Here is a 19,622-nt window from a genome sequence, read left to right as displayed (position 1 = left end):
AAATTCAGGCCTTAACAGCGGTTTGCTAATCCACTAAGGTACACGCCATGAATAATAATTCCTTGATCCTGGTGGCCGAAGACGAAGCCGACATTGCCGATATCCTTATTGCCTATTTGCGGCGCGAGGGATTCAGCCTGCTGCACGCGGAAAACGGCGTGGTCGCGCTGGCGCTGCATGAAAAACACCAGCCCGCGCTGGTCATTCTTGATATCCGCATGCCGAAACTGGACGGCTGGCAGGTACTGGCGGAACTGCGCCGTCGCGGCGATACGCCGGTGCTGATGCTAACGGCCAACGACGATGACGCGGACAAGCTTGCCGCGCTGCGTATTGGGGCCGACGATTATGTGGTTAAACCTTTTAATCCGGCAGAAGTTGTTGCCCGCGCTCAGGCAATTTTGCGGCGCGCCGGACAGGCTAACAAATTTCCGCCACAGGGCGTAGCCGGTAATTCACGGCTGGCGGTGTTTGCCGAAGAGCACCGCATTATCCTGCGCCACTCGGGCGAAAATATCGCCGCCGGGCTGACTACCACCGAATTCCGCCTGCTGACTCGGATGGCGCAGCAGCCGCGTAAGGTCTTTAGCCGGCTGGAGCTGCTGGAAGCCTGCCTGCCAGAAGGCGAAACGCTGGAACGCACCGTGGACAGCCATATCAGCAAGCTGCGTAAAAAGCTGGAGAAAGCGGGCCTTTCCGGCCTGCCTGAAAGCGTACGCGGCTTCGGCTATCGTTTAGGAGAGTAGCGATGAAATATACCGGCCTGAAAAGGCATCTGGTGGTACTGATGACTCAGGTCACCTGCTACTCCATTCTTATCTCTTTCGCCGTCTACTATATCTGGCTAGGGCTCTGCGTCTGGCTTTTTGGCGCTCATCTGCCGGAGATGCTTTATACCATCCAGCCGGAAGACTGGCTGCAGCTGGGAGTCGCTACCCTGCTGTCGCTGCTGGTGGCTGGCCTGGTGGCCAGCAGCTTCGCCCGCAAACTTGTTCTGCCGCTGGACTCGCTTGCCGACAGCGCCCGGAAAATCGCTGGTGGCGAGCTAAGCGCGCGCGCCGTAACGGGCGACCAGCGTCTGACCGAGCTTAGCGAACTGGTCAACGATTTCAATATCATGGCTGGCAAGCTGGAGGCAGCCTCTGGTGAGATAAGAACCTGGCATGCCGCTATCGCCCACGAGCTGCGCACGCCGGTTACTATTCTGCGCGGGAGGCTTCAGGGGCTGGCCGACGGTATTTTCCCGCCGGAACAGGCCCTTTTCCAGAACCTAATCAGACAAACGGACGGCCTGGCGCGACTGATTGACGATCTGCGCACGCTCAGCCTGGCGGAAAGCGGCTATCTTTCCCTGCGCCGGGAAGAGGTCGATATTGGTCAGGAAATTGTTACCCTGGTCGAGCTTCTTCGGCCCGCCTTTGCAGAAAAGCAGCTTTCGCTAGCCACCCGACTTGATGAAGTCAGGTTAAGCTGCGATGCCGCGCGTATCCGCCAGGCGCTGCTTGCCCTGCTGGAGAATGCCCGACGCTACGCCACGCCGGGCATAGTTCTGGTCTCCTGCGCCAGCGTTGCTGCCGGTGTGGAAATTACCGTGGAGGATGAAGGGCCGGGAATTTCAGAAGGTATTGCAGAGAAGCTGTTTGACGCTTTCAGCCGTGGAGAAAACGCCCGTACCCGCGATAGCGGCGGCAGCGGGCTTGGTTTGGCCGTGGTCAAAGCCATTACCGAAGCGCATAACGGCCAGGTATCCTGCGAGGCCAGCGAGCTGGGCGGCTCGTGTTTTCGTTTACAGCTGCCGTATATTCGCTAATTTTTTTTCAGGCTGCTCGCCCCCCTAAGCCGGGCAAAAAAAAGCCCGCGCAGGGCGGGCTAAAAATACTGGAAGCAATGTGAGCAATGTCGTGCTCTTCTTCGGTAGAGCCACCGTTGAAGCGCAGAGGAATAATAATCATTCTCATAGAGAGCTGTAAAGCTTTTTGTTGATAATAATTCTCATTACCATAATAAGATTAGGCGTATTTTGTTAACAGGAGCAGAGTTTTCTGCCGCGCCGCCAGCGTGAAAAAGCACCGGTTGTCCCGACAAACTTTGGGGCCGGGCGCAGAGTGCGGTACACTCTGATGATTGCCTGATATTTCAGATAACTTATGCGCACACTACTCTCTCTTTTGCTTCTCCTTCCCGGCCTGTTTAACGCCGCGAGAGCCGCCACGCCGGATGATATCCGCCAGAGCGGTTTCGTTTACTGCGTCAACGGCTCGGCCACCAGCTTTAATCCCCAGCTGGCCAGCGGCGGGCTGGTGGTGGATACGCTGGCGGCACAGCTTTACGATCGCCTGCTGGATGTCGATCCCTACACCTATCGGCTGATCCCGGAGCTGGCGGAGAGTTGGGAAGTGCTGGACAACGGCGCGACCTACCGTTTTCACCTGCGCCATAAGGTCTCTTTCCAGAAAACGGGCTGGTTTAGCCCTACGCGTCCCATGAACGCGGATGACGTAGTCTTCAGCTTTCAGCGCATTTTCGATCGCAAGTCCGCCTGGCATAACGTCAACGGCGGCAGCTACCCTTATTTTGACAGCCTGCAGTTTGCCGACAGCGTCGCCAGCGTGAAAAAGCTGAGCAACGATACCGTCGAGATTCGCCTGAACGCGCCGGACGCTTCTTTTCTCTGGCATATGGCAACGCACTACGCGCCGGTGCTTTCCGCCGAGTATGCCGCGCAGCTGACCAAAGTCGATCGCCAGGAGCTGTTGGATCGCCAGCCTGTCGGCACCGGCCCGTTCCAGCTTAGCGAGTATCGTACCGGCCAATATGTTCGCCTGGCGCGTAATTCTGCCTACTGGAAAGGGTTGCCGCGCATGCCGCAGGTGGTAATTGATATGGGCGCGGGCGGCACTGGCCGTCTCTCAAAGCTGCTGACCGGCGAGTGCGATGTGCTGGCCTATCCGGCCGCCAGCCAGATTTCGGTGCTGCGGGACGATCCGCGCCTGCGGCTGACGCTGCGTCCCGGCATGAATATCGCCTATCTGGCCTTTAATACGCGCAAAGCGCCGCTGGATCGTCCTGAAGTACGCCAGGCGCTGGCGCTGGCAATCAATAATGAGCGGCTGATGGAATCCGTTTATTACGGCACGGCGGAAACTGCGGCTTCTATTTTGCCGCGCGCTTCCTGGGCTTACGATAACAATGCCCGCGTTACTGAATATAATCCGCAAAAAGCGCGCGATACGCTTAAAGCGCTTGGCGTGGAAGATTTGCAGCTAACCATGTGGGTGCCAGCGACGTCACAAGCCTGGAATCCCAGCCCGCTGAAGACCGCCGAGCTGATTCAGGCCGATCTGGCACAGGTCGGCGTGACCGTAAAGATAGTACCGGTAGAGGGGCGCTTCCAGGAGGCGCGGCTGATGGAGATGAATCACGACCTGACGCTGACCGGCTGGGCCACGGACAGTAACGATCCCGACAGTTTCTTCCGTCCTTTATTAAGCTGCGCCGCTATCGGCTCACAGACTAATTACGCTCACTGGTGCGATACCGCCTTTGACGAAACGCTGCAAAAAGCGCTGCTTTCGCAGCAGCTGGCCTCACGTATCGATTACTACGATAAAGCCCAGGCGATGCTGGCGCAGTCGCTTCCCGTACTGCCGCTGGCTTATTCGCTACGGCTGCAGGCTTATCGTCACGATATTCACGGGCTGGTGCTCAGTCCCTTCGGCAACGCTTCTTTTGCCGGTGTTTACCGCGATAAAGGAACTAAGCCATGATTATCTATACCCTGAGAAGGCTGGTGCTCTGGCTGGTGACGCTATTTCTGCTGACGCTGGTGGGTTTCAGTCTGAGCTACTTTACGCCGCACGCGCCGTTACAGGGCGCTTCCCCTGGCGACGCCATGCTGTTCTGGTATCAGGGCCTTTTCCAGTTTGATTTTGGCGTCTCCAGCATCAATGGCGAACCTATTTCGCAACAGCTGCTGGAGGTGTTTCCCGCTACGCTGGAGTTATGCATCCTGGCTTTTGTGCTGGCGATGGCTATCGGCATCCCTTTTGGTATCGCCGCTGGCGTCATGCGTAATCGCTGGCAGGATAAAACTATTAGCGCGCTCGCCCTGCTCGGCTTTTCTATGCCGGTATTCTGGCTGGCGCTGCTGCTGACGCTTTTTTTCTCGCTGGATCTGGGCTGGCTGCCGGTTTCGGGCCGCGTCGACCTGCTTTACCCGATGAAAAACATCACGGGTTTTGCGCTAATCGATGCCTGGCTCAGCCCCGCCCCGTGGCGGCACGAAATGCTGAAAAGCGTGCTGCTCCATTTGATCCTGCCGGTCACGGCGCTGGCTGTGGCCCCGACTACGGAAGTAGTACGCCTGCTGCGTATCAGTACGCGCGAGGTTATGGAACAGAATTATATCAAGGCTGCCGCCACTCGTGGCCTCTCCCGCCTGACGGTGATCCGTCGCCACGTGCTGCATAATGCGCTACCGCCGGTTATTCCCCGGCTTGGCCTGCAGTTTTCCACTATGCTGACGCTGGCGATGATTACGGAAGTAGTGTTTAGCTGGCCGGGCCTTGGACGCTGGCTGGTGGATGCCATCAGGCAACAGGATTATGCGGCAATTTCCGCTGGCGTGATGATGGTGGGCGGTCTCGTCATTACCGTAAACGTGCTGGCCGATATCCTTGGCGCTTTAACAACGCCGCTCAAGCATAAGGAATGGTACGCGCTGCGTTGAGGTGCTGTCCGGCAATAGCCGGACGGCCGCGGAAGCCTGAGCCAGGCCTGGCATCCATATTTATGCCAGCGACGGCGCTTCAGGCTAAACTTCAGGGGAGCGGCAAAACAGCTAACGTTTGCAACCCTATGATATGACTATAAAATGCAACACTCTGACGAGAAGTAAAGTGGAACCTTATGCCCACCGATAAGATTTACGCCGAACAGCGGCTGCCCAGTACCTTCCGCACAACCTGGCGGCTGTTTTACCATGACACTACCGCGATGATCGGCTTTTATCTGTTTATCGCGCTGCTGCTGCTGTGCGTTTTTGGGCGGCTTTTGGCGCCTTACGGGCTGGATCAGCAGTTTTTGGGCTATCAGCTGCTGCCGCCGTCGTGGTCGCGTTATGGCGATGTCTCTTTCTTTCTGGGCACCGATGATTTGGGCCGCGATTTATTAAGCCGGTTGCTGAGCGGCGCGGCGCCGACAGTAGGCTCCGCTATAGCTATTACCGTGCTGGCCTCGATCTGCGCGATGGTGCTGGGCGTTTTTGCCGGACTGACGCGCGGGCTGCGTTCGGCGGTAATGAACCATGTTCTGGATACTTTTCTGTCGATTCCTTCGCTACTACTGGCGATTATCGTGGTGGCCTTTTTCGGTCCCGGATTAAGCCATGCCTGGCTGGCGGTTTTTCTGGCGATTATTCCACGCCTGGTGAGATCGGTTTATACCGCCGTGCATGACGAGCTGGAAAAAGAGTATGTTACCGCCGCTCGTCTGGATGGCGCGACCAATATGAATATTCTGCGCCACGCGATTTTCCCTAATATTCTGGCGCTGCTGGTGTCCGAATTTACCCGCGCGCTGTCGATGGCGATTCTGGATATCGCTGCGCTGGGTTTTCTGGATCTGGGCGCGCAGCTGCCTTCCCCGGAATGGGGAGCCATGCTCGGCGATGCGCTGGAGCTGATTTATGTCGCGCCCTGGACGGTTATGCTGCCCGGCGCAGCAATTATGCTGAGCGTGCTGATTGTCAATCTGCTGGGCGACGGCATTCGCCGGGCTATCGTTGCGGGAGTTGAATAGATGCCCTTGCTTGATATTCGTAATCTGACCATTGAGTTTATGACCGCCGACGGGCCGGTTAAAGCGGTCGATCGCGTCAGTATCACACTGACCGAAGGCGAAGTGCGCGGGCTGGTAGGCGAATCCGGGTCGGGTAAGAGCCTGATTGCCAAAGCTATCTGCGGTGTCACTAAAGATAACTGGCGGGTCACCGCCGACCGCATGCGGTTTGATGATATCGATTTGCTTAAGCTCTCGGCGCGCGAAAGGCGCAAAATCGTCGGCCATAACGTATCAATGATTTTCCAGGAGCCGCAATCCTGTCTCGATCCTTCCGAAAGCATCGGTCAGCAGTTGAAACAGGCGATTCCCGGCTGGACATGGAAAGGCCGATGGTATCAGCGTTTTCGCTGGCGCCACCGTCGCGCCATTGAACTGCTGCACCGCGTTGGCATTAAAGATCACAAAGATATTATGCGCAGCTTTCCCTACGAGCTGACCGAAGGGGAATGCCAGAAGGTGATGATCGCTATCGCGCTGGCTAATCAGCCTCGCCTGCTGATAGCCGATGAGCCGACCAACGCAATGGAGCCAACAACCCAGGCGCAGATCTTTCGCCTGCTGTCGCGGCTTAACCAAAACAACAACACCACTATTTTGTTGATTAGCCACGACCTGCAAATGCTCAGCCATTGGGCGAACCGCATCAACGTCATGTACTGCGGCCAGACGGTGGAAACCGCTGCCAGTGAAGATCTGATCGTGCAGCCGCACCATCCTTATACCCAGGCTTTGATCAGAGCAATGCCGGATTTTGGCCGCTCGTTGCCGCATAAAAGCCGCCTGAATACGCTGCCCGGCGCCATTCCCTCGCTGGAACATTTGCCCATCGGTTGCCGTCTGGGGCCACGCTGTCCCTATGCGCAGAAGAAATGTATCGAGACGCCACGCCTGGCGGGCGGCAAATCGCATCTGTTCGCCTGCCATTTCCCGCTCAATATGGAGAGTCAGTAATGGTTGAAACGCTGCTGGAGGTGCGCAACCTCAGTAAAACCTGGCGTTACCGCACTGGTCTGTTCCGGCGTCAACATGTGGAGGCGGTCAAAGAGGTCAGCTTTACGCTGCGGGAAAGGCAGACGCTGGCGATTATCGGCGAAAACGGTTCCGGCAAATCGACGCTGGCGAAGATGCTGAGCGGTATGGTCGCGCCCAGCTCGGGCGATATTTTAATCGATGACAGGCCGCTGGAGTATGGCGACTATGGCTACCGCAGCCAGCGTATCCGCATGATTTTCCAGGATCCTTCAACCTCGCTGAATCCGCGCCAGCGTATCGGCCAGATCCTGGACTTTCCGCTACGGCTGAATACCGATCTTTCTGCCGAAGAGCGAGAAAAGCGCATTATCGCCACGCTGCGTCAGGTTGGTTTGCTGCGCGATCATGCCGCTTATTATCCCCATATGCTGGCGCCAGGGCAAAAGCAGCGCGTAGGTCTGGCGCGTGCGCTGATCCTCCAGCCTAAAGTGATTGTGGCCGACGAGGCACTGGCTTCGCTGGATATGTCAATGCGTTCCCAGCTGGTTAATCTGATGCTAGAGTTACAGGATAAACACGGCATCTCGTATATTTATGTGACGCAGCATCTGGGCATGATGAAACATATCAGCGATCAGGTGCTGGTGATGCACCAGGGGGAAGTCGTTGAACGCGGCAGCACCGCTGAGGTGCTGGCCTGCCCGCTGCACGATCTGACTAAACGCCTGATTAATAGCCACTTCGGCGAAGCCCTTACCGCCGACGCCTGGCGCAAAGACCGTTAGCCACCGCATAAAAACCGCTTATTTCGCCAGAAATAAGCGGTTTTCCCACCGATTCTGCTGTTCCTTTCGCCATTATGCTTTTCTGCTATTTGTTAGCACCGATCGGTCTTTGCCGGTTATTCCGCTTGCGCGAGGATAAAGCTGCTCTCCGGCCCATTAAGGGTCGGCTAACTTGCAGAAGGAATGACTATGGAACAGCGTCGGCTTGCAAACAGCCACTGGTATCATGAAACCCAGTCCACGCTCGCCGCCCAGGCTCAGCCGCTGGTGCCGGAAGCCGCTGAAATCGAAGACCGTTTTCTGCTGGGCCTGGCTACGCTTTGCCAGGGCGAACTGCGCCAGCATCTTCAGCAGGCGCAGCCAGCGCTGCTGGCCTCCAGAGATCTCTATCAGCTGCTGTTTCCACAAGTCCTGACAACCACGCTGACGCATACTTTGACGCTGTATGACCGCCTGAGCACCGCGCTTACCGTGGCGCAAGTTACCGGCGTGCAGCGCCTGTGCAACCATTATGCCGCTCGTCTTAATCCTCTGAGCGGCCCGGATTCGTCCCGCGAGAGCAATCGTCGCCTGACACAGATTACTGAATATGCCCGCCAGCTGGCGATGCAGCCGACGCTGATTGACGAGGCAGCATTGCTGCGGCTGGATGAAGCGGGCCTGACCGCACCGGATATCATTACCTTCAGTCAGATTATCGGCTTTGTCTGCTATCAGGCTCGCGTGGCGGCTGGCTTTCATGCCCTGCTGGCCCTGCCGGTACGCTGGATACCCGGCGTTACCGTCCCGCCCGATGCAGACAGCTGTTGTTTCGGCGGACAATCAGGCTGGCAGCCAAGACTGACGCCCGTTGAGCTACGTTACGCTTCAGAGAGCCAGCTGGCAGCGCTGACTTTTTGCCAGCCGCAGCGCGCCCTGAACAATAGCGCCTGGCTGCTGGCGCATGACGGCGATACCTTATATGGCTGGAGCCAGTTGATTAATATGCTGGAGGAGCGGCTGGCCGCGCCGGAAGCCAGGCTTGCTGCGGCTGTGGCGGCGCGTATCAATGGCAGCCCGGTCTGTTTTGAGCGCTACGCGCCAGCGCATCTGCGTAATGCGCTGAAAGAAAGCGTGGATAAGGCTATGACCAGCGCGAATGCCAGCGAACAAGCCATTATTCAGGCCGCCGCGCAGCTTACCCGCTCCCCAGAGCGTTTCAGCGCCGCGCATTTGCAGCCGCTGGCAGAAGCGGGTTTATCACTACAGGCTACGTTACACGTTATTTTCAGTACCGGTCTGGCTGGCTGGAATAACCGGCTGATGCAGTCATTGGGCAGTTGTTGATGCTGGCTTACCGCTCGTTTAGCCAGCGGCGCACCTCGTCAAAAAAGTGCTGGGACAGCGGCGTTGCTCTGCCCGGCTCGGCAATCACTATCGCCGCCTGTCGACTCATCGGCGCAATCGCTAATCTTCTGGATTTCAGACCCGGCGTCATTTGCGACGGCAAATGGCCTACTGGAGAGATTAAGCAGCCTAATCCTACCTGCGCGCCCTGGAGCAGTTGAAAAACCGAAGTAGTCTCAAGAATAACCCGCAGCTGGAGATCCGCCTCGCGAAAATGCGTATCCAGATAGCGCCTGAAATAACGCGTTTGTTCTGCAAGACAAAGAGGGATCGCTTTAAGCTCTGCCAGCTCTACAGGCTCTTCCCCAACCAGCTGAGAAAAGTGGTCTGGGTGGAAGACCACCTCCACGCCGTCATCCTGCAAAGGCTCGGTCTGGAAGTGCAGCTCGCGTAGCGTGACCAGTTCGAAAAAGCCGATCCCTACATCTACCGTGTAGCTGTTTAGCGCATCCAGCAGCTGGTCGGCACTCAGCACCGAAACGCGATAATTAAGCTGGGGATAGCGCTCCTGAACGCCCTTTAGCATCAGCGGCAGCGAGATGCTGCACTGCGGCACGACGCCAATACGCAGCGTGCCGGAAACGCCGTGTTTGAGCGATTCGACCTCTAATTTTAACCCCTGATAGACAGAGACGATTTCGCGCGCCCACGTCAGTACCCTTTCGCCTTCCGGCGTAAAACCGTCGAAGTTGTTGCTGCGGTTGATCAGCGACAACCCCAGCTCACGCTCCAGGTTTTTCAGCCGCATCGACAGCGTCGGCTGGCTGACAAAGCTCGCCTCCGCCGCGCGACCAAAGTGACGCTCGCGTTCCAGGTTACACAGGTAAATTAGTTGTTTGATATCCATTATTTTTATTTTTCAATAAGTTAAGCTAAAAGGATTGGATTGATGCAAAAAAATGTACTGAAAAATCTACTCAGCTTCTGACACTTTATACCCTCTTTTCTCCAAAAGCTGGGTAAGTAATGCTTCTTAGCCAACAATGTCGTCAGTACCTGACGGCATCAATGCACGATCTGGTTGCCAAACAACAGCCGGAGACATGCCAGCCTGTAGGTTTGCCTCAGTGCGGCGCTTTGCCTGATATGATAAAGCTTCCAGCCTTCGAAAATCATCTTCAACTGCGGTGAGGATAAGATATGGTAGATGAACAGGAAATATTAGAACTATTTCGAAAAAAGTTGCCTGAACAAGCTACGCTTACCTTTAAATCTATTTCCCTGAAAATGGATGATGTTCTGCAAGAATATTGTGATTCAGATGATTTAATATATGCAATTAATGAAATTGTTGATTGTATTAATATTGATGCCTCAAGTTTAAACCTCGATAATTATTTCCCCTGGCATTCAGCATGGTTTTTTAGAAAGTGGTTTACAAATAAACCCGTCAGGCAAATAAGCAAGCCGCTGACTGTAAAAATGTTTGTTGAATCAGCAAAAGCTGGCCGCTGGCTGTATGATTAAAATCGCAGCCCGGCATTAGCCGGGCCTGTACCCTTTCTTCAACAACTGTAGCGCCAGCCCTTGCTGCCAGCTTGCCGTTTATGCCGTTGACAAAAACTTATTCATTCGGTGGCTGTGGCACGACCAGCACCAAAGGGCATTTTTTTACTTTGCAGGCCTGAGAATAGGCCAGCTCGCAGACTTCGCAAAGGTCGCGCATTTCGGATTCATACTCATACTCCATAAAATAACGAAAAGTGCTGCTGCGCGAGGTTGTTCTCCAGAAGCGCTGCTGCTCCAGAATTTCATCGAGCTGCCTGAAGGTCAGGGCCGAAGGGTTATGAAAACCCACTCTTACAAGATATGTAGTCATACCCTGATTATTTGTCAAAAGGCGGTGGTTTATCCAGGCGATGCTGTCTCTTGCTGGAAGAGGTAAAACTTAAAATGGCTATGCAGATATCGGCTCAGGAAGGTGGAAAAAGCGAACGGCAGCCGCTGCCAGTTCGCCGTTGCTGTAGCGCCAGGCTAAGCTTTTAATAACGAGACCGGCACGGAAATCCAGCTTCCTATAGAAGAGTGAACAACCGCGCGATAGACAGCTTCCGGCAACGTTTTCCCCACGGAAGGCGCTCTTTCGTCCAGGTAGGCAATGTAGAGATGCTTATTACCGCCGCTACTCAGAAAGAGATTCAGATTGGTTATCAGGTAGCCGGTTTTATCCCATGAGCTGACCAGTCCGGCGGGCCAGGCTCCGCCGATGGCTTTAAGAACGGCCCACTCTAAAGCTTTTCCTTCCAGCTCGTCGGTTTGCACGGTTTCGGTCAGCATCAGTTTCCCCGCAGATAGCGCCAGTCCAGGCTTAAAATAGTTGCAATAAAGTTGGGCTATTTATCCATATTCTGCCGCCGGATTCACGCTGATATTGTCTTTTAGGCCTGGATTCAGAATTAGCCGCTGCGGCCTCTCCCCGCAGAAAACAGCGCCGAGGCCGCTCTTTTTGTCGCTTCCAGCCTTTTGGCAATAAAAAGCGCAGCCTGTGCGGCGGCTTTTTCCACCAGCTCTTTTGAGGCTACGCGCGGCGAGCCGCAGGCGAAAGGCGGCGCGGGATCGTATTCCATATGCAGCTGGATGTTTTGCGCTATCTCATCGCTATAAAGAGCGGCCACCACGCTTAGCGCAAAGTCGATGCCGGAAGTAACGCCTGCGCCGGTGATAATGTTGCCGTCACGCACTACGCGCTCGCTGACCGGTTCAGCGCCTAATAAAGCCAGTTGCTCAAGCGATGCCCAGTGGCTTGTCGCTTTGCGGCCCCGCAACAGCCCGGCAGCACCCAATACCAGCGAGCCCGTGCAGACGGAAGTGGTCAAACTGGCCTGCTCGCTTTTACGCCGGATAAAAGCCAGCGTTTCCTCATCCTCCATTAGCGCAATTTGTCCCGGCCCACCGGGTATACAAATCACATCCAGTGCCGGACAGTCTGCGAATGTCGTAGAAGGAAGAATAGCCATACCGCGATCGGATATAACCGGCTCTTTCGTTTTCCAGATTAAATGCACAGTGGTTCCGGGCGCGCGCGCAAAAACTTCGAAGGGGCCGGTCAGATCCAACTGAGTCAGATTGGGGAATAACAGAAGGCCAATAGAATGGGGTGTAGACATAAGTTGCTCCAGTAACAGACAACTTATTTTTTCGCATTTTTTATTTCGAAAGACAATCTTAAGAATAATTTACCGGGAGGAAAAGAATAAAACCCGCTAACCCTGAAACAGAGGGATGCGGGTTTAACTGATAACGTGCCTGATTAACTTTCCTTATTTAGTACCGCCCTATTCTGCTCCCTGGCTGGCCTGTCTGATGACGTTATCTAGCTGCGGCGGCTGGTCTGGCCGCCTTTCTTACCGGCCTCGGAGGCTTTCTCACGGTCGTTTTTGAAACTGCCGCTGCCGCTGCTCTGGCCGCCTTTTTTACCTGCTTCTGATGCTTTTTCACGATCTTCGGCAAAGTTGCCGGAATTTCCACGATGCTGAGTCATATAAATTTCCTCTTCGTGTAACAAATTTCTCACCGGATAATCTGTAGCTCGGTTAACGCTATTTTACCGAACGCCGATGAACGTCGTGCATGAATAACTATAGCAATAGCTGGCCAGGCCGCAAGGCTAAATAACGATTTTTTTAAGATTAGCTACCGATGTATAAATAAGACAATTCTCAATGAAATATTTACTTTTCTCACGACGAGATTTGGAGAAATATAGGTGTAAACATATCTTTCAGGATATTTTATGATATTTAGCGCTGCGCTTAATTTGCTGACTCGCTATTTTGCGGATCGCTAAAAAGCTCTGCCAGCAGCGAGCGCAGCCAGCGATTGCCGGCATCCCGATGAGTACGTTCGTGCCAGGCCAGGGTTTTGGTAAATCCCTTAATCATAAGCGGCGGCTGTTTAACACTTATGCCATCAATGCCCGTTGCCAGACGTGAAGGTGCCACCGTAATAAGATCGCTGACCCGCAGAATTTCCGGCAGCATCAGAAAACTGTTGACGGCCATAACCACTTTTCTCGCCCGGCCCAGCCTGGCTAAGGCCTCATCCGTTACGCCAGAAAATTTGTCGCCAGTAAAAGAAACCAATACCTGATCAAGTTCGCAGAAGCGATCCAGCGTCAGAGGCTTAGGCCCGGCATCCGCATGCTCTGCACGCATCATGCAGACATATTGTTCATCGAAAAGCGCGCGGGCATGCAGATCCGGCGGCGTGGTTTCTGGCGTAATCAGGGCTAAATCGATTTCACCCCGCGCCATTTGCTCTGCAAGCCGCTCGTAGTTAACCGCCACCACGGAAATCTTAATAGTGGGCGCCCTGAGCCGCAGCGCTGCGATAAAAGGGACGATAACCGCTTTAAGCGCATAATCCGTTGCGGCAATAGTTATAGTCATTGCTGCGCTCGCTGGCTCGAAAACCTTTGGCTGCAACAACGCTTCTGTCTCTGCAAGTATTCTTTTTACCGGCGCGGCAAGTTCCAGCGCGCGCAGCGTTGGCTCTATGCCCCGCTGACTACGATTAAACAAAGGATCGTTAAAACATTCGCGCAACCTTACCAGCATGCCGCTAACGGCTGGCTGGGTTAACGAGAGCCGGACTGCCGCCCGCGTTACGCTTCGCTCATCCAGCAGCGCGTCCAGCGCTTTCAGCAGATTTAAATCCATGCTACGGATGTCGTTTTTCACTTGCCGCTCCTGCCGATGATATAAGCCTGCATGATATCAGCAATCATTAACCATGATTAGTCTTATATCTACGCCACCAGCATACTGCCCTTACCGAACGGCGACCGTCGCCATTTTCTTTAAAAGAAGGAAAACCATGAACGCTATTATCTGGCCCGAAGGCTATATTCCAGGATTCTGCGATAACTTCGCTTCCAATGAGGTCATTATGGCCGGTCTTTCCGTAAAAGAGATTTGGCCGTTGCTGAACACGCCATCGCTGTGGCCGACCTATTACAAGAACTCTGCCGATATTCGCTTTTATAATAAAAAAGGGCCAATGCTGGAGCAGGATGTACGCTTTTATTTCACGACTTTTGGTTTTCCGGTGGAGGCCCGGGTTACTGAATACGTGCCGCCTGCCGCAGGCGAACCGGCTCGCATAGCCTGGCATGGCTGGTCAGGCGAAGGCGAGACGCGGCTGGATGTGCATCACGCCTGGCTGCTGGAGGATCTTTCCGGCGGTCGCGTGCGGATCCTGACGCAGGAGACGCAGAACGGCAATCCGGCCAAAGAACTGGCAAAGGCTTCGCCAAACCCGATGATTAACGGACATCAGGAGTGGCTGGATGGACTGGTAGCCGCCGCACATGCTGCGAAAGCCTGACGCCAAAGAGTCTGGTGGAAATGTTCTGCAAACATAGCCGCCACTGTTAGACCTCTCTCTGTCAGGTAACGCCCAGCGCGGTTTTCACCTCGCTGGCGATTTTTTCTACCTGCGGGCCATAAATAACCTGCACATCGTGATCGCTGACGCGGTTAACCCCATTGGCGCCTGTGGTCATCAGCTTTTGGTCGACCACCTCTTTCATCTCTTTTACCCTTACGCGCAGCCGGGTAAAGCAGCAATCGACCTCCTCTATATTGCTTTCGCCGCCCAGCCCGCTAATGATGACCTGAGTACGCTGGTCGGCTGTAACTGTTTTGCTGTCCGGCTGGGCTTCTTCTGTTTCACGGCCTGGCGTTTCCACCCGCATCCGCAGGATAATAAAGCGGAAACCGTAGTAGTAAAGCGGTATATAGATTGCGCCCAGAGCCAGCGTCCACCACCACTGGGTTTTGCTGCCGCCAAGGATGCCGAACACCACCAGATCGATAGCGCCGCCCTGAATATTGCCGATCATCAGGTGTAGCATTGACATCAGCATAAAAGAGAGGCCACTGAGAAAGGCATGCAGCAGATAAAGCGCTGGGGAAACAAAAATAAAACAGAACTCCAGCGGCTCAGTGATACCCGTGGTAAAAGAAGTGAGCGCGCCCGCCAGCATCAGTGCTTTAACTCGCTGCTTGTGCTCGGGTTTAGCGCAGTGATAGATCGCCAGCGCCGCCGCAGGCAAACCGAACATCATCACCGGAATTTTACCCTGGGCCAAAAATTGCGTAGCGTTGCGAATAACGTTATCCGGCACTGAACCGGGATGAGTCAGCGCAGTATTAAAGATATTTAGTGCGCCTACGATAGTCTGGTTATCTACTGTGGCAACGCCGCCAATAGGCGTAAAGCGTACCGTTTCGTTGAGGATATGGTGTAACCCGGTGGGGATCAGCAACCTTTCGCTGGTACCATATAAAAATGCGCCGTATTGCCCGCTTTTGCCAATCAGCTCGCCTATCCATGCGATACCCGCGCCAATAGTCGGCCAGACCGCCGCAAGTAATACGCCTGTCAGCGGCAGCACCAATACAGTAATAATGGGCACCAGACGTCGGCCACCAAAGAAGCTGATAGCGGTAGGAAGCTGCGTGGTATAGAAACGATTATGGATAGCGGCGGTTAATAGCCCGGCAATTACCCCGCCCATTACACTCATATTGTAGGTAAAGATACCAAGCATCGGAATATATTCCGCTGAGGTCATCATCGCAGCGGTTTGCGCCATGCCTTTTGCCTGTAGCGCTTCTGGTGTGGTCGTGGCTGCCGTCAGCCCCTGCGCAGCCAGCGTAGCGCTGACGCCGACATGCATGGCAATAAAACCGATAACGGCAGCGAAAGCGGCGGTAGGCTTTTCTGCTTTCGCCAGGCCGATAGCGCTGGCAACGGCGAAAAAGAGCGGCAGATTAGCAAATAGCGCGCCTGCAACTTTTCGAATAAACCCGATAATTAACTGCGGTATATGCAGACTGGCGAAAGCGTCGCCGGTAATAGCTGGATTTTGCAGCGCCGCCGCCACGCCCAGGAAGATGCCTGCGGCGGCGATAACGGAGATCGGCATCATCAGCGCCTTGCCGAACGCATGAATTTTGCTGGCAAATTCTTTCACAGGCCCCTCTTCTTTCGCGGCTGAAAGCCTGAGTATGATCCAGCGCAAAGCGGGCGGCGGAGAAACGCACAAGTTTCCGGGTGATTCTTTGATATATCTCACGCTTTAGCGATAAACCTTACCTATCGCATGATTAAAGCAATCAATTAGACAATTTTGTTAAGAAGTCACAGACTGTGCCGATAAAAGAAGTAATAACTTCTTAACAAGACAAAAACATTCAAATCACCTGCGAAGCACTATGAAATTTAAAACTGCAATCAAACCCTACCAGGCGGCGGCGGGCGGCTGGGGATCACTGGAAGCGACAACCCGTTTCGTTTTTGACAGCAAGCAAGTTCTGAAGAATATGCGCAACCTGATGCGCATGAACAAGGCCAAAGGCTTTGACTGTCCCGGCTGCGCCTGGGGCGATGACAACAAGAGCACCTTTAGCTTCTGCGAGAACGGCGCCAAAGCCGTAACCTGGGAAGCAACGCGTCGCTTTATCGATGCCGGCTTTTTCGCTCAGCACAGCGTTTCCGCGCTTTATAAGCAGAGCGACTACTTCCTGGAATATCAGGGCCGCCTGACCGAGCCGCTACGCTATAACCGTGAAACCGATCATTATGAACCCATCAGCTGGGATGATGCCTTTGCTCTGATCGCTAAACATATCAAAGCAATGGATAATCCTGACCAGATGGAGCTGTACACTTCCGGTCGCGCCAGCAACGAAGCCTCATGGCTCTATCAGCTATTTGGCCGCATGAACGGCAGCAACAACTTCCCTGACTGCTCGAATATGTGCCACGAGGCCAGCGGTACCGGCCTGAAGCGCAGCATCGGTGTGGGTAAAGGCACCATTCGTCTGGATGATTTCGATCATGCGGATGCGATTTTCGTGTTTGGTCAGAACCCTGGTACTAACCACCCACGCATGTTGCACAGCCTGCGTCACGCTGCCGATCACGGCGCAAAAATCGTAACGTTCAACACGCTGCGCGAGCGCGGCCTTGAGCGCTTTGCGGATCCTCAAAAGCCGCTGGAAGTCGTTACCAGCAAAGCGGGCACCATCAGCTCAACCTATTACCAGCCGAACCTTGGCGGCGATATGGCTGCGGTGCGCGGTATGGTGAAAGCGCTGGCGGAAATCCACAACGCGCGTATTGCGGCTGGCGAACCGGGCATTTTTGACGAAGTCTTTATTAATGCGAAAACCGAAGGGATGGATGCCTATCTGGCCGAAGTCGCTGCTACCGAGTGGTCGCATATCGTTCAGCAGTCCGGCCTTACCGAGCAGCAGATCCGCGAAGCCGCAGCTATCTACCAGAGCGCCGAACGCGTGATTTGTACCTGGGCAATGGGCGTGACTCAGCACAAGCACTCCGTAGATACCGTGCGTGAGATCGTTAACCTGCAATTGCTGTTCGGCCAGCTGGGCAAAAAAGGCGCAGGCCTTTGCCCGGTTCGCGGTCACAGTAACGTGCAGGGCAACCGCACTATGGGTATCGATGAGAAGCCTTCTCAGGCTTTCCTCGACAGCCTGGCTAACCACTTCGGCTTTGAACCGCCGCGCGAAATCGGTCATAACACCGTGGAAGCGCTGGAAGCGATGCTGCGCGACGAAATCAAAGTTCTGATCGCACTAGGCGGCAACCTGGCCGCTGCCGCGCCAGACAGCCCGCGTACCGAAGAGGCGCTGCGCCGCTGCGGTCTGACCGTGCAGATCAGCACCAAACTGAACCGCAGCCACCTCTGCCCTGGCGCCGTTGACGCGCTGATCCTGCCTACGCTGGGTCGTACCGAGCAGGATATTCAGGCGAGCGGCCCGCAGTTTATTACCGTTGAAGACTCTTTCAGCATGGTTCACGCTTCTGAAGGCGTTGGCAAGCCTATCGCCGACACGCAGCGTTCCGAAACGGCAATCGTTGCCGGTATCGCGCACGCGGTGTTGGGTTCGGAAAAAGTTGACTGGCTGGGACTGGCGGCAGATTACAATCTGATCCGTGACCATATCGCCGCGACTATTCCAGGTTTTGCTGATTTTAACGCCAAGTGCGAAATCAAAGGTGGTTTCTACCTGGGTAACGCAGCAGCTGAGTTCCGCTTTAACACGCTGAATAACAAAGCGCAGTTCAGCGCGGCCAGCCTGCCGGATTCGCTGTTCCCGCAGCTGGATGAGGAAGTGCCGTTTACGCTGCAAACGCTGCGCTCGCACGACCAGTACAACACCACGATTTACGGCCTGGATGACCGTTATCGCGGCGTGTACGGCCAGCGCGAAGTGCTGTTTATCAACCCGGAAGATATGGCACGTTTGGGCTTCTCCGCGGGCGATAACGTGGATATTGAGACGCTGTGGAACGATGGCATTACGCGTAAAGTCACCGAGTTTAAGCTGGTGCCTTACAACATCCCTGCAGGTAACCTGGCAGCTTACTATCCGGAAACCAATCCGCTGGTGCCGCTCTCCAGCTTTGGCGACGGCAGCGGTACGCCGACCTCTAAATCGGTGCCGGTAAAAATTACGCTGTCAGAAGTCAAACAAGGACTGCGTATCGCCTGATAATGACAATAAAGGAGCACGCCTGAGCGCGCTCCTTTTTATCGGCAGGAAAAAAGCATGGAGCCGGGCTAAACTCATTTCAGCGGACCACTTTGATATGGCTACGTTTAAGGAGTTTGTTGTCCCCTTCTAAAAGTTCTGCAACTTTATCAAGTTGTACTATATTGCCGAAGCGATCCTTCTCTAATCCAATAGCCTGCTCTAAGTTTTCATTTTGCATATTTTCAGCTTTTTGTAGCCTTGCTTCGTCCCTGATCAGGCTGTTAATGAGCTTACTAAGATCTTCATGCCCCCCTAAATCTGGCCTGGTGATTTTTTCGTTATTATTAGCAACGGGTGCCGCTTGCAGCTGGTGCCGAAGCTGACCGAATTTCTTTTCCGCACAGGCAGGCGATACCTTGCTAAGGTAGTCCTTAACCTTTTCTCCTAAGTTCCGATCGAGCAGTTTCTCTATTAAATCCTCCGCCAGGTTAAGTTTATCTTCAATTTTCGTTTTTAGCTCAGAGACGGCGATACTTAAGTCTTCACCTATGTGTTTTATTACGTTCTTAACTACTCTGGTCTGATCCATTTTCTCAAGCGCATTCTCAGGCAATTTTTCTTTGAGCGATGAAAAGGCCTTATCGAGCATAGCCGATTTTTTTCCTTCTATTTTTGAACCTTGTTTTTTGAGTACCTCCGCCAGTTTGCCAAATTGAGATTTAATTCCGACAGCTTCCTGCAGTGATAATTTTTCTGCACTATTGCAGATTCGAACCAGGTTTTTCAGGTTTGATTTGGTAACCTTTCCTGCGTTCTGAGCCTTGATTGCACACTGTTCAATCTGATTGAATATTTTTGAATTAACGGGTGTAAAAGAGCCTACAGACACTTTAGTTCTCCTCATTTTGGTGGTTGTTCAGTCATAGTGAAGCGCCTGAGTCCATAAATCTTGCAAAAAACGTCCGCTTTCTTAAGAAGAAGCCTCTACTTTTTTCTGAATAAATCCATAAAATCAAGAAAAAATTAACTCATTATCAAGAAATAATCATTCGCAATTACTTGATATTAACAAAATAATTACCTCCCCGTTTTTTACGAAACTTTGTTCCATCCACTGTTATGGCGGCAG

19 protein-coding genes are annotated in these 19,622 nt (G+C 53.9%); 11 read left to right on the top strand and 8 right to left on the bottom strand.

What is annotated here, in order from left to right:
* Positions 1 to 47 precede the first annotated feature (47 nt).
* The 8 genes from ACETPC_RS01850 (at position 48) to ACETPC_RS01815 (ending at position 8,924) form a co-directional block, all read left to right on the top strand.
* Positions 48 to 746, top strand: coding sequence for a response regulator (locus ACETPC_RS01850; protein ID WP_380178077.1), 699 nt, complete (start codon positions 48 to 50; stop codon positions 744 to 746).
* A 2-nt stretch (positions 747 to 748) separates the two neighbouring features.
* Entirely contained in the window at positions 749 to 1,810 is a 1,062-nt protein-coding gene (locus tag ACETPC_RS01845; protein WP_380178075.1) for an ATP-binding protein, read from the top strand.
* Between the two features lie 337 nt (positions 1,811 to 2,147).
* Positions 2,148 to 3,767 (top strand): ABC transporter substrate-binding protein SapA, encoded by a 1,620-nt coding sequence (gene sapA, locus ACETPC_RS01840; RefSeq protein ID WP_380178073.1) that lies wholly within the window; start codon positions 2,148 to 2,150, stop codon positions 3,765 to 3,767.
* Positions 3,764 to 4,729, top strand: a complete 966-nt coding sequence (gene sapB / locus ACETPC_RS01835; RefSeq protein ID WP_380178071.1) for a putrescine export ABC transporter permease SapB — start codon at positions 3,764 to 3,766, stop codon at positions 4,727 to 4,729. Before sapA ends, sapB begins: the two co-directional genes overlap by 4 nt.
* A gap of 179 nt (positions 4,730 to 4,908) precedes the next feature.
* Entirely contained in the window at positions 4,909 to 5,799 is an 891-nt protein-coding gene (gene sapC / locus ACETPC_RS01830; protein ID WP_380178068.1) for a putrescine export ABC transporter permease SapC, read from the top strand.
* Positions 5,800 to 6,792, top strand: coding sequence for a putrescine export ABC transporter ATP-binding protein SapD (sapD, locus tag ACETPC_RS01825; RefSeq protein WP_380178066.1), 993 nt, complete (start codon positions 5,800 to 5,802; stop codon positions 6,790 to 6,792).
* On the top strand, positions 6,792 to 7,598 hold the full coding sequence (gene sapF, locus ACETPC_RS01820; protein ID WP_380178064.1) for a putrescine export ABC transporter ATP-binding protein SapF: 807 nt from the start codon (positions 6,792 to 6,794) through the stop codon (positions 7,596 to 7,598). The genes sapD and sapF overlap by 1 nt, the downstream gene beginning before the upstream one ends.
* Positions 7,599 to 7,787: 189 nt before the next feature.
* Complete coding sequence (locus ACETPC_RS01815) at positions 7,788 to 8,924, top strand: CMD domain-containing protein (protein WP_380178062.1); 1,137 nt, start codon at positions 7,788 to 7,790, stop codon at positions 8,922 to 8,924.
* A gap of 7 nt (positions 8,925 to 8,931) precedes the next feature.
* Here the strand turns inward: ACETPC_RS01815 and ACETPC_RS01810 are convergent, their stop codons facing one another.
* Positions 8,932 to 9,831: a LysR family transcriptional regulator gene (locus ACETPC_RS01810; protein ID WP_380178060.1), complete on the bottom strand. Its 900-nt coding sequence runs from the start codon at positions 9,829 to 9,831 to the stop codon at positions 8,932 to 8,934.
* 293 nt (positions 9,832 to 10,124) lie between these two features.
* Between ACETPC_RS01810 and ACETPC_RS01805 the strand changes: the two genes are divergently transcribed.
* Positions 10,125 to 10,451, top strand: a complete 327-nt coding sequence (locus ACETPC_RS01805; RefSeq protein ID WP_380178058.1) for a DUF1493 family protein — start codon at positions 10,125 to 10,127, stop codon at positions 10,449 to 10,451.
* A gap of 97 nt (positions 10,452 to 10,548) precedes the next feature.
* On the opposite strand, the gene ACETPC_RS01800 is transcribed toward ACETPC_RS01805, so the two are convergent.
* The 5 genes from ACETPC_RS01800 to ACETPC_RS01780 form a co-directional block, all read right to left on the bottom strand.
* Entirely contained in the window at positions 10,549 to 10,803 is a 255-nt protein-coding gene (locus ACETPC_RS01800; protein ID WP_380178056.1) for a hypothetical protein, read from the bottom strand.
* A gap of 155 nt (positions 10,804 to 10,958) precedes the next feature.
* A complete protein-coding gene (locus ACETPC_RS01795; protein WP_380178054.1) occupies positions 10,959 to 11,261 on the bottom strand; it encodes a hypothetical protein in 303 nt (100 codons plus the stop codon).
* Positions 11,262 to 11,380: 119 nt separating this feature from the next.
* Positions 11,381 to 12,091, bottom strand: a complete 711-nt coding sequence (locus ACETPC_RS01790) for a DJ-1/PfpI family protein (RefSeq protein ID WP_380178052.1) — start codon at positions 12,089 to 12,091, stop codon at positions 11,381 to 11,383.
* Between the two features lie 206 nt (positions 12,092 to 12,297).
* Positions 12,298 to 12,465: a general stress protein gene (locus ACETPC_RS01785; protein ID WP_380178050.1), complete on the bottom strand. Its 168-nt coding sequence runs from the start codon at positions 12,463 to 12,465 to the stop codon at positions 12,298 to 12,300.
* Positions 12,466 to 12,736: 271 nt separating this feature from the next.
* Positions 12,737 to 13,663: a LysR family transcriptional regulator gene (locus ACETPC_RS01780; protein WP_380178048.1), complete on the bottom strand. Its 927-nt coding sequence runs from the start codon at positions 13,661 to 13,663 to the stop codon at positions 12,737 to 12,739.
* A gap of 136 nt (positions 13,664 to 13,799) precedes the next feature.
* On the opposite strand from ACETPC_RS01780, the gene ACETPC_RS01775 reads away from it, so the two are divergent.
* Positions 13,800 to 14,309: an SRPBCC domain-containing protein gene (locus ACETPC_RS01775; RefSeq protein ID WP_380178046.1), complete on the top strand. Its 510-nt coding sequence runs from the start codon at positions 13,800 to 13,802 to the stop codon at positions 14,307 to 14,309.
* A 61-nt stretch (positions 14,310 to 14,370) separates the two neighbouring features.
* Here ACETPC_RS01775 and ACETPC_RS01770 read toward each other — a convergent pair whose 3' ends face one another.
* The gene (locus ACETPC_RS01770) at positions 14,371 to 15,918 is read right to left on the bottom strand and encodes a PTS transporter subunit EIIC (protein ID WP_380178836.1); all 1,548 of its coding nucleotides are present in this window, start codon (positions 15,916 to 15,918) and stop codon (positions 14,371 to 14,373) included.
* A gap of 286 nt (positions 15,919 to 16,204) precedes the next feature.
* Between ACETPC_RS01770 and ACETPC_RS01765 the strand changes: the two genes are divergently transcribed.
* Complete coding sequence (locus ACETPC_RS01765; RefSeq protein ID WP_380178044.1) at positions 16,205 to 18,511, top strand: FdhF/YdeP family oxidoreductase; 2,307 nt, start codon at positions 16,205 to 16,207, stop codon at positions 18,509 to 18,511.
* Positions 18,512 to 18,590: 79 nt separating this feature from the next.
* On the opposite strand, the gene ACETPC_RS01760 is transcribed toward ACETPC_RS01765, so the two are convergent.
* Positions 18,591 to 19,382, bottom strand: coding sequence for a hypothetical protein (locus ACETPC_RS01760; RefSeq protein ID WP_380178042.1), 792 nt, complete (start codon positions 19,380 to 19,382; stop codon positions 18,591 to 18,593).
* Positions 19,383 to 19,622: the final 240 nt, after the last annotated feature.

This window comes from Pantoea sp. sgz302252, assembly GCF_042610525.1.
In the GTDB taxonomy this organism is placed as follows: domain Bacteria; phylum Pseudomonadota; class Gammaproteobacteria; order Enterobacterales; family Enterobacteriaceae; genus Erwinia.
This window is presented reverse-complemented; position numbering and strand designations above follow the sequence as displayed.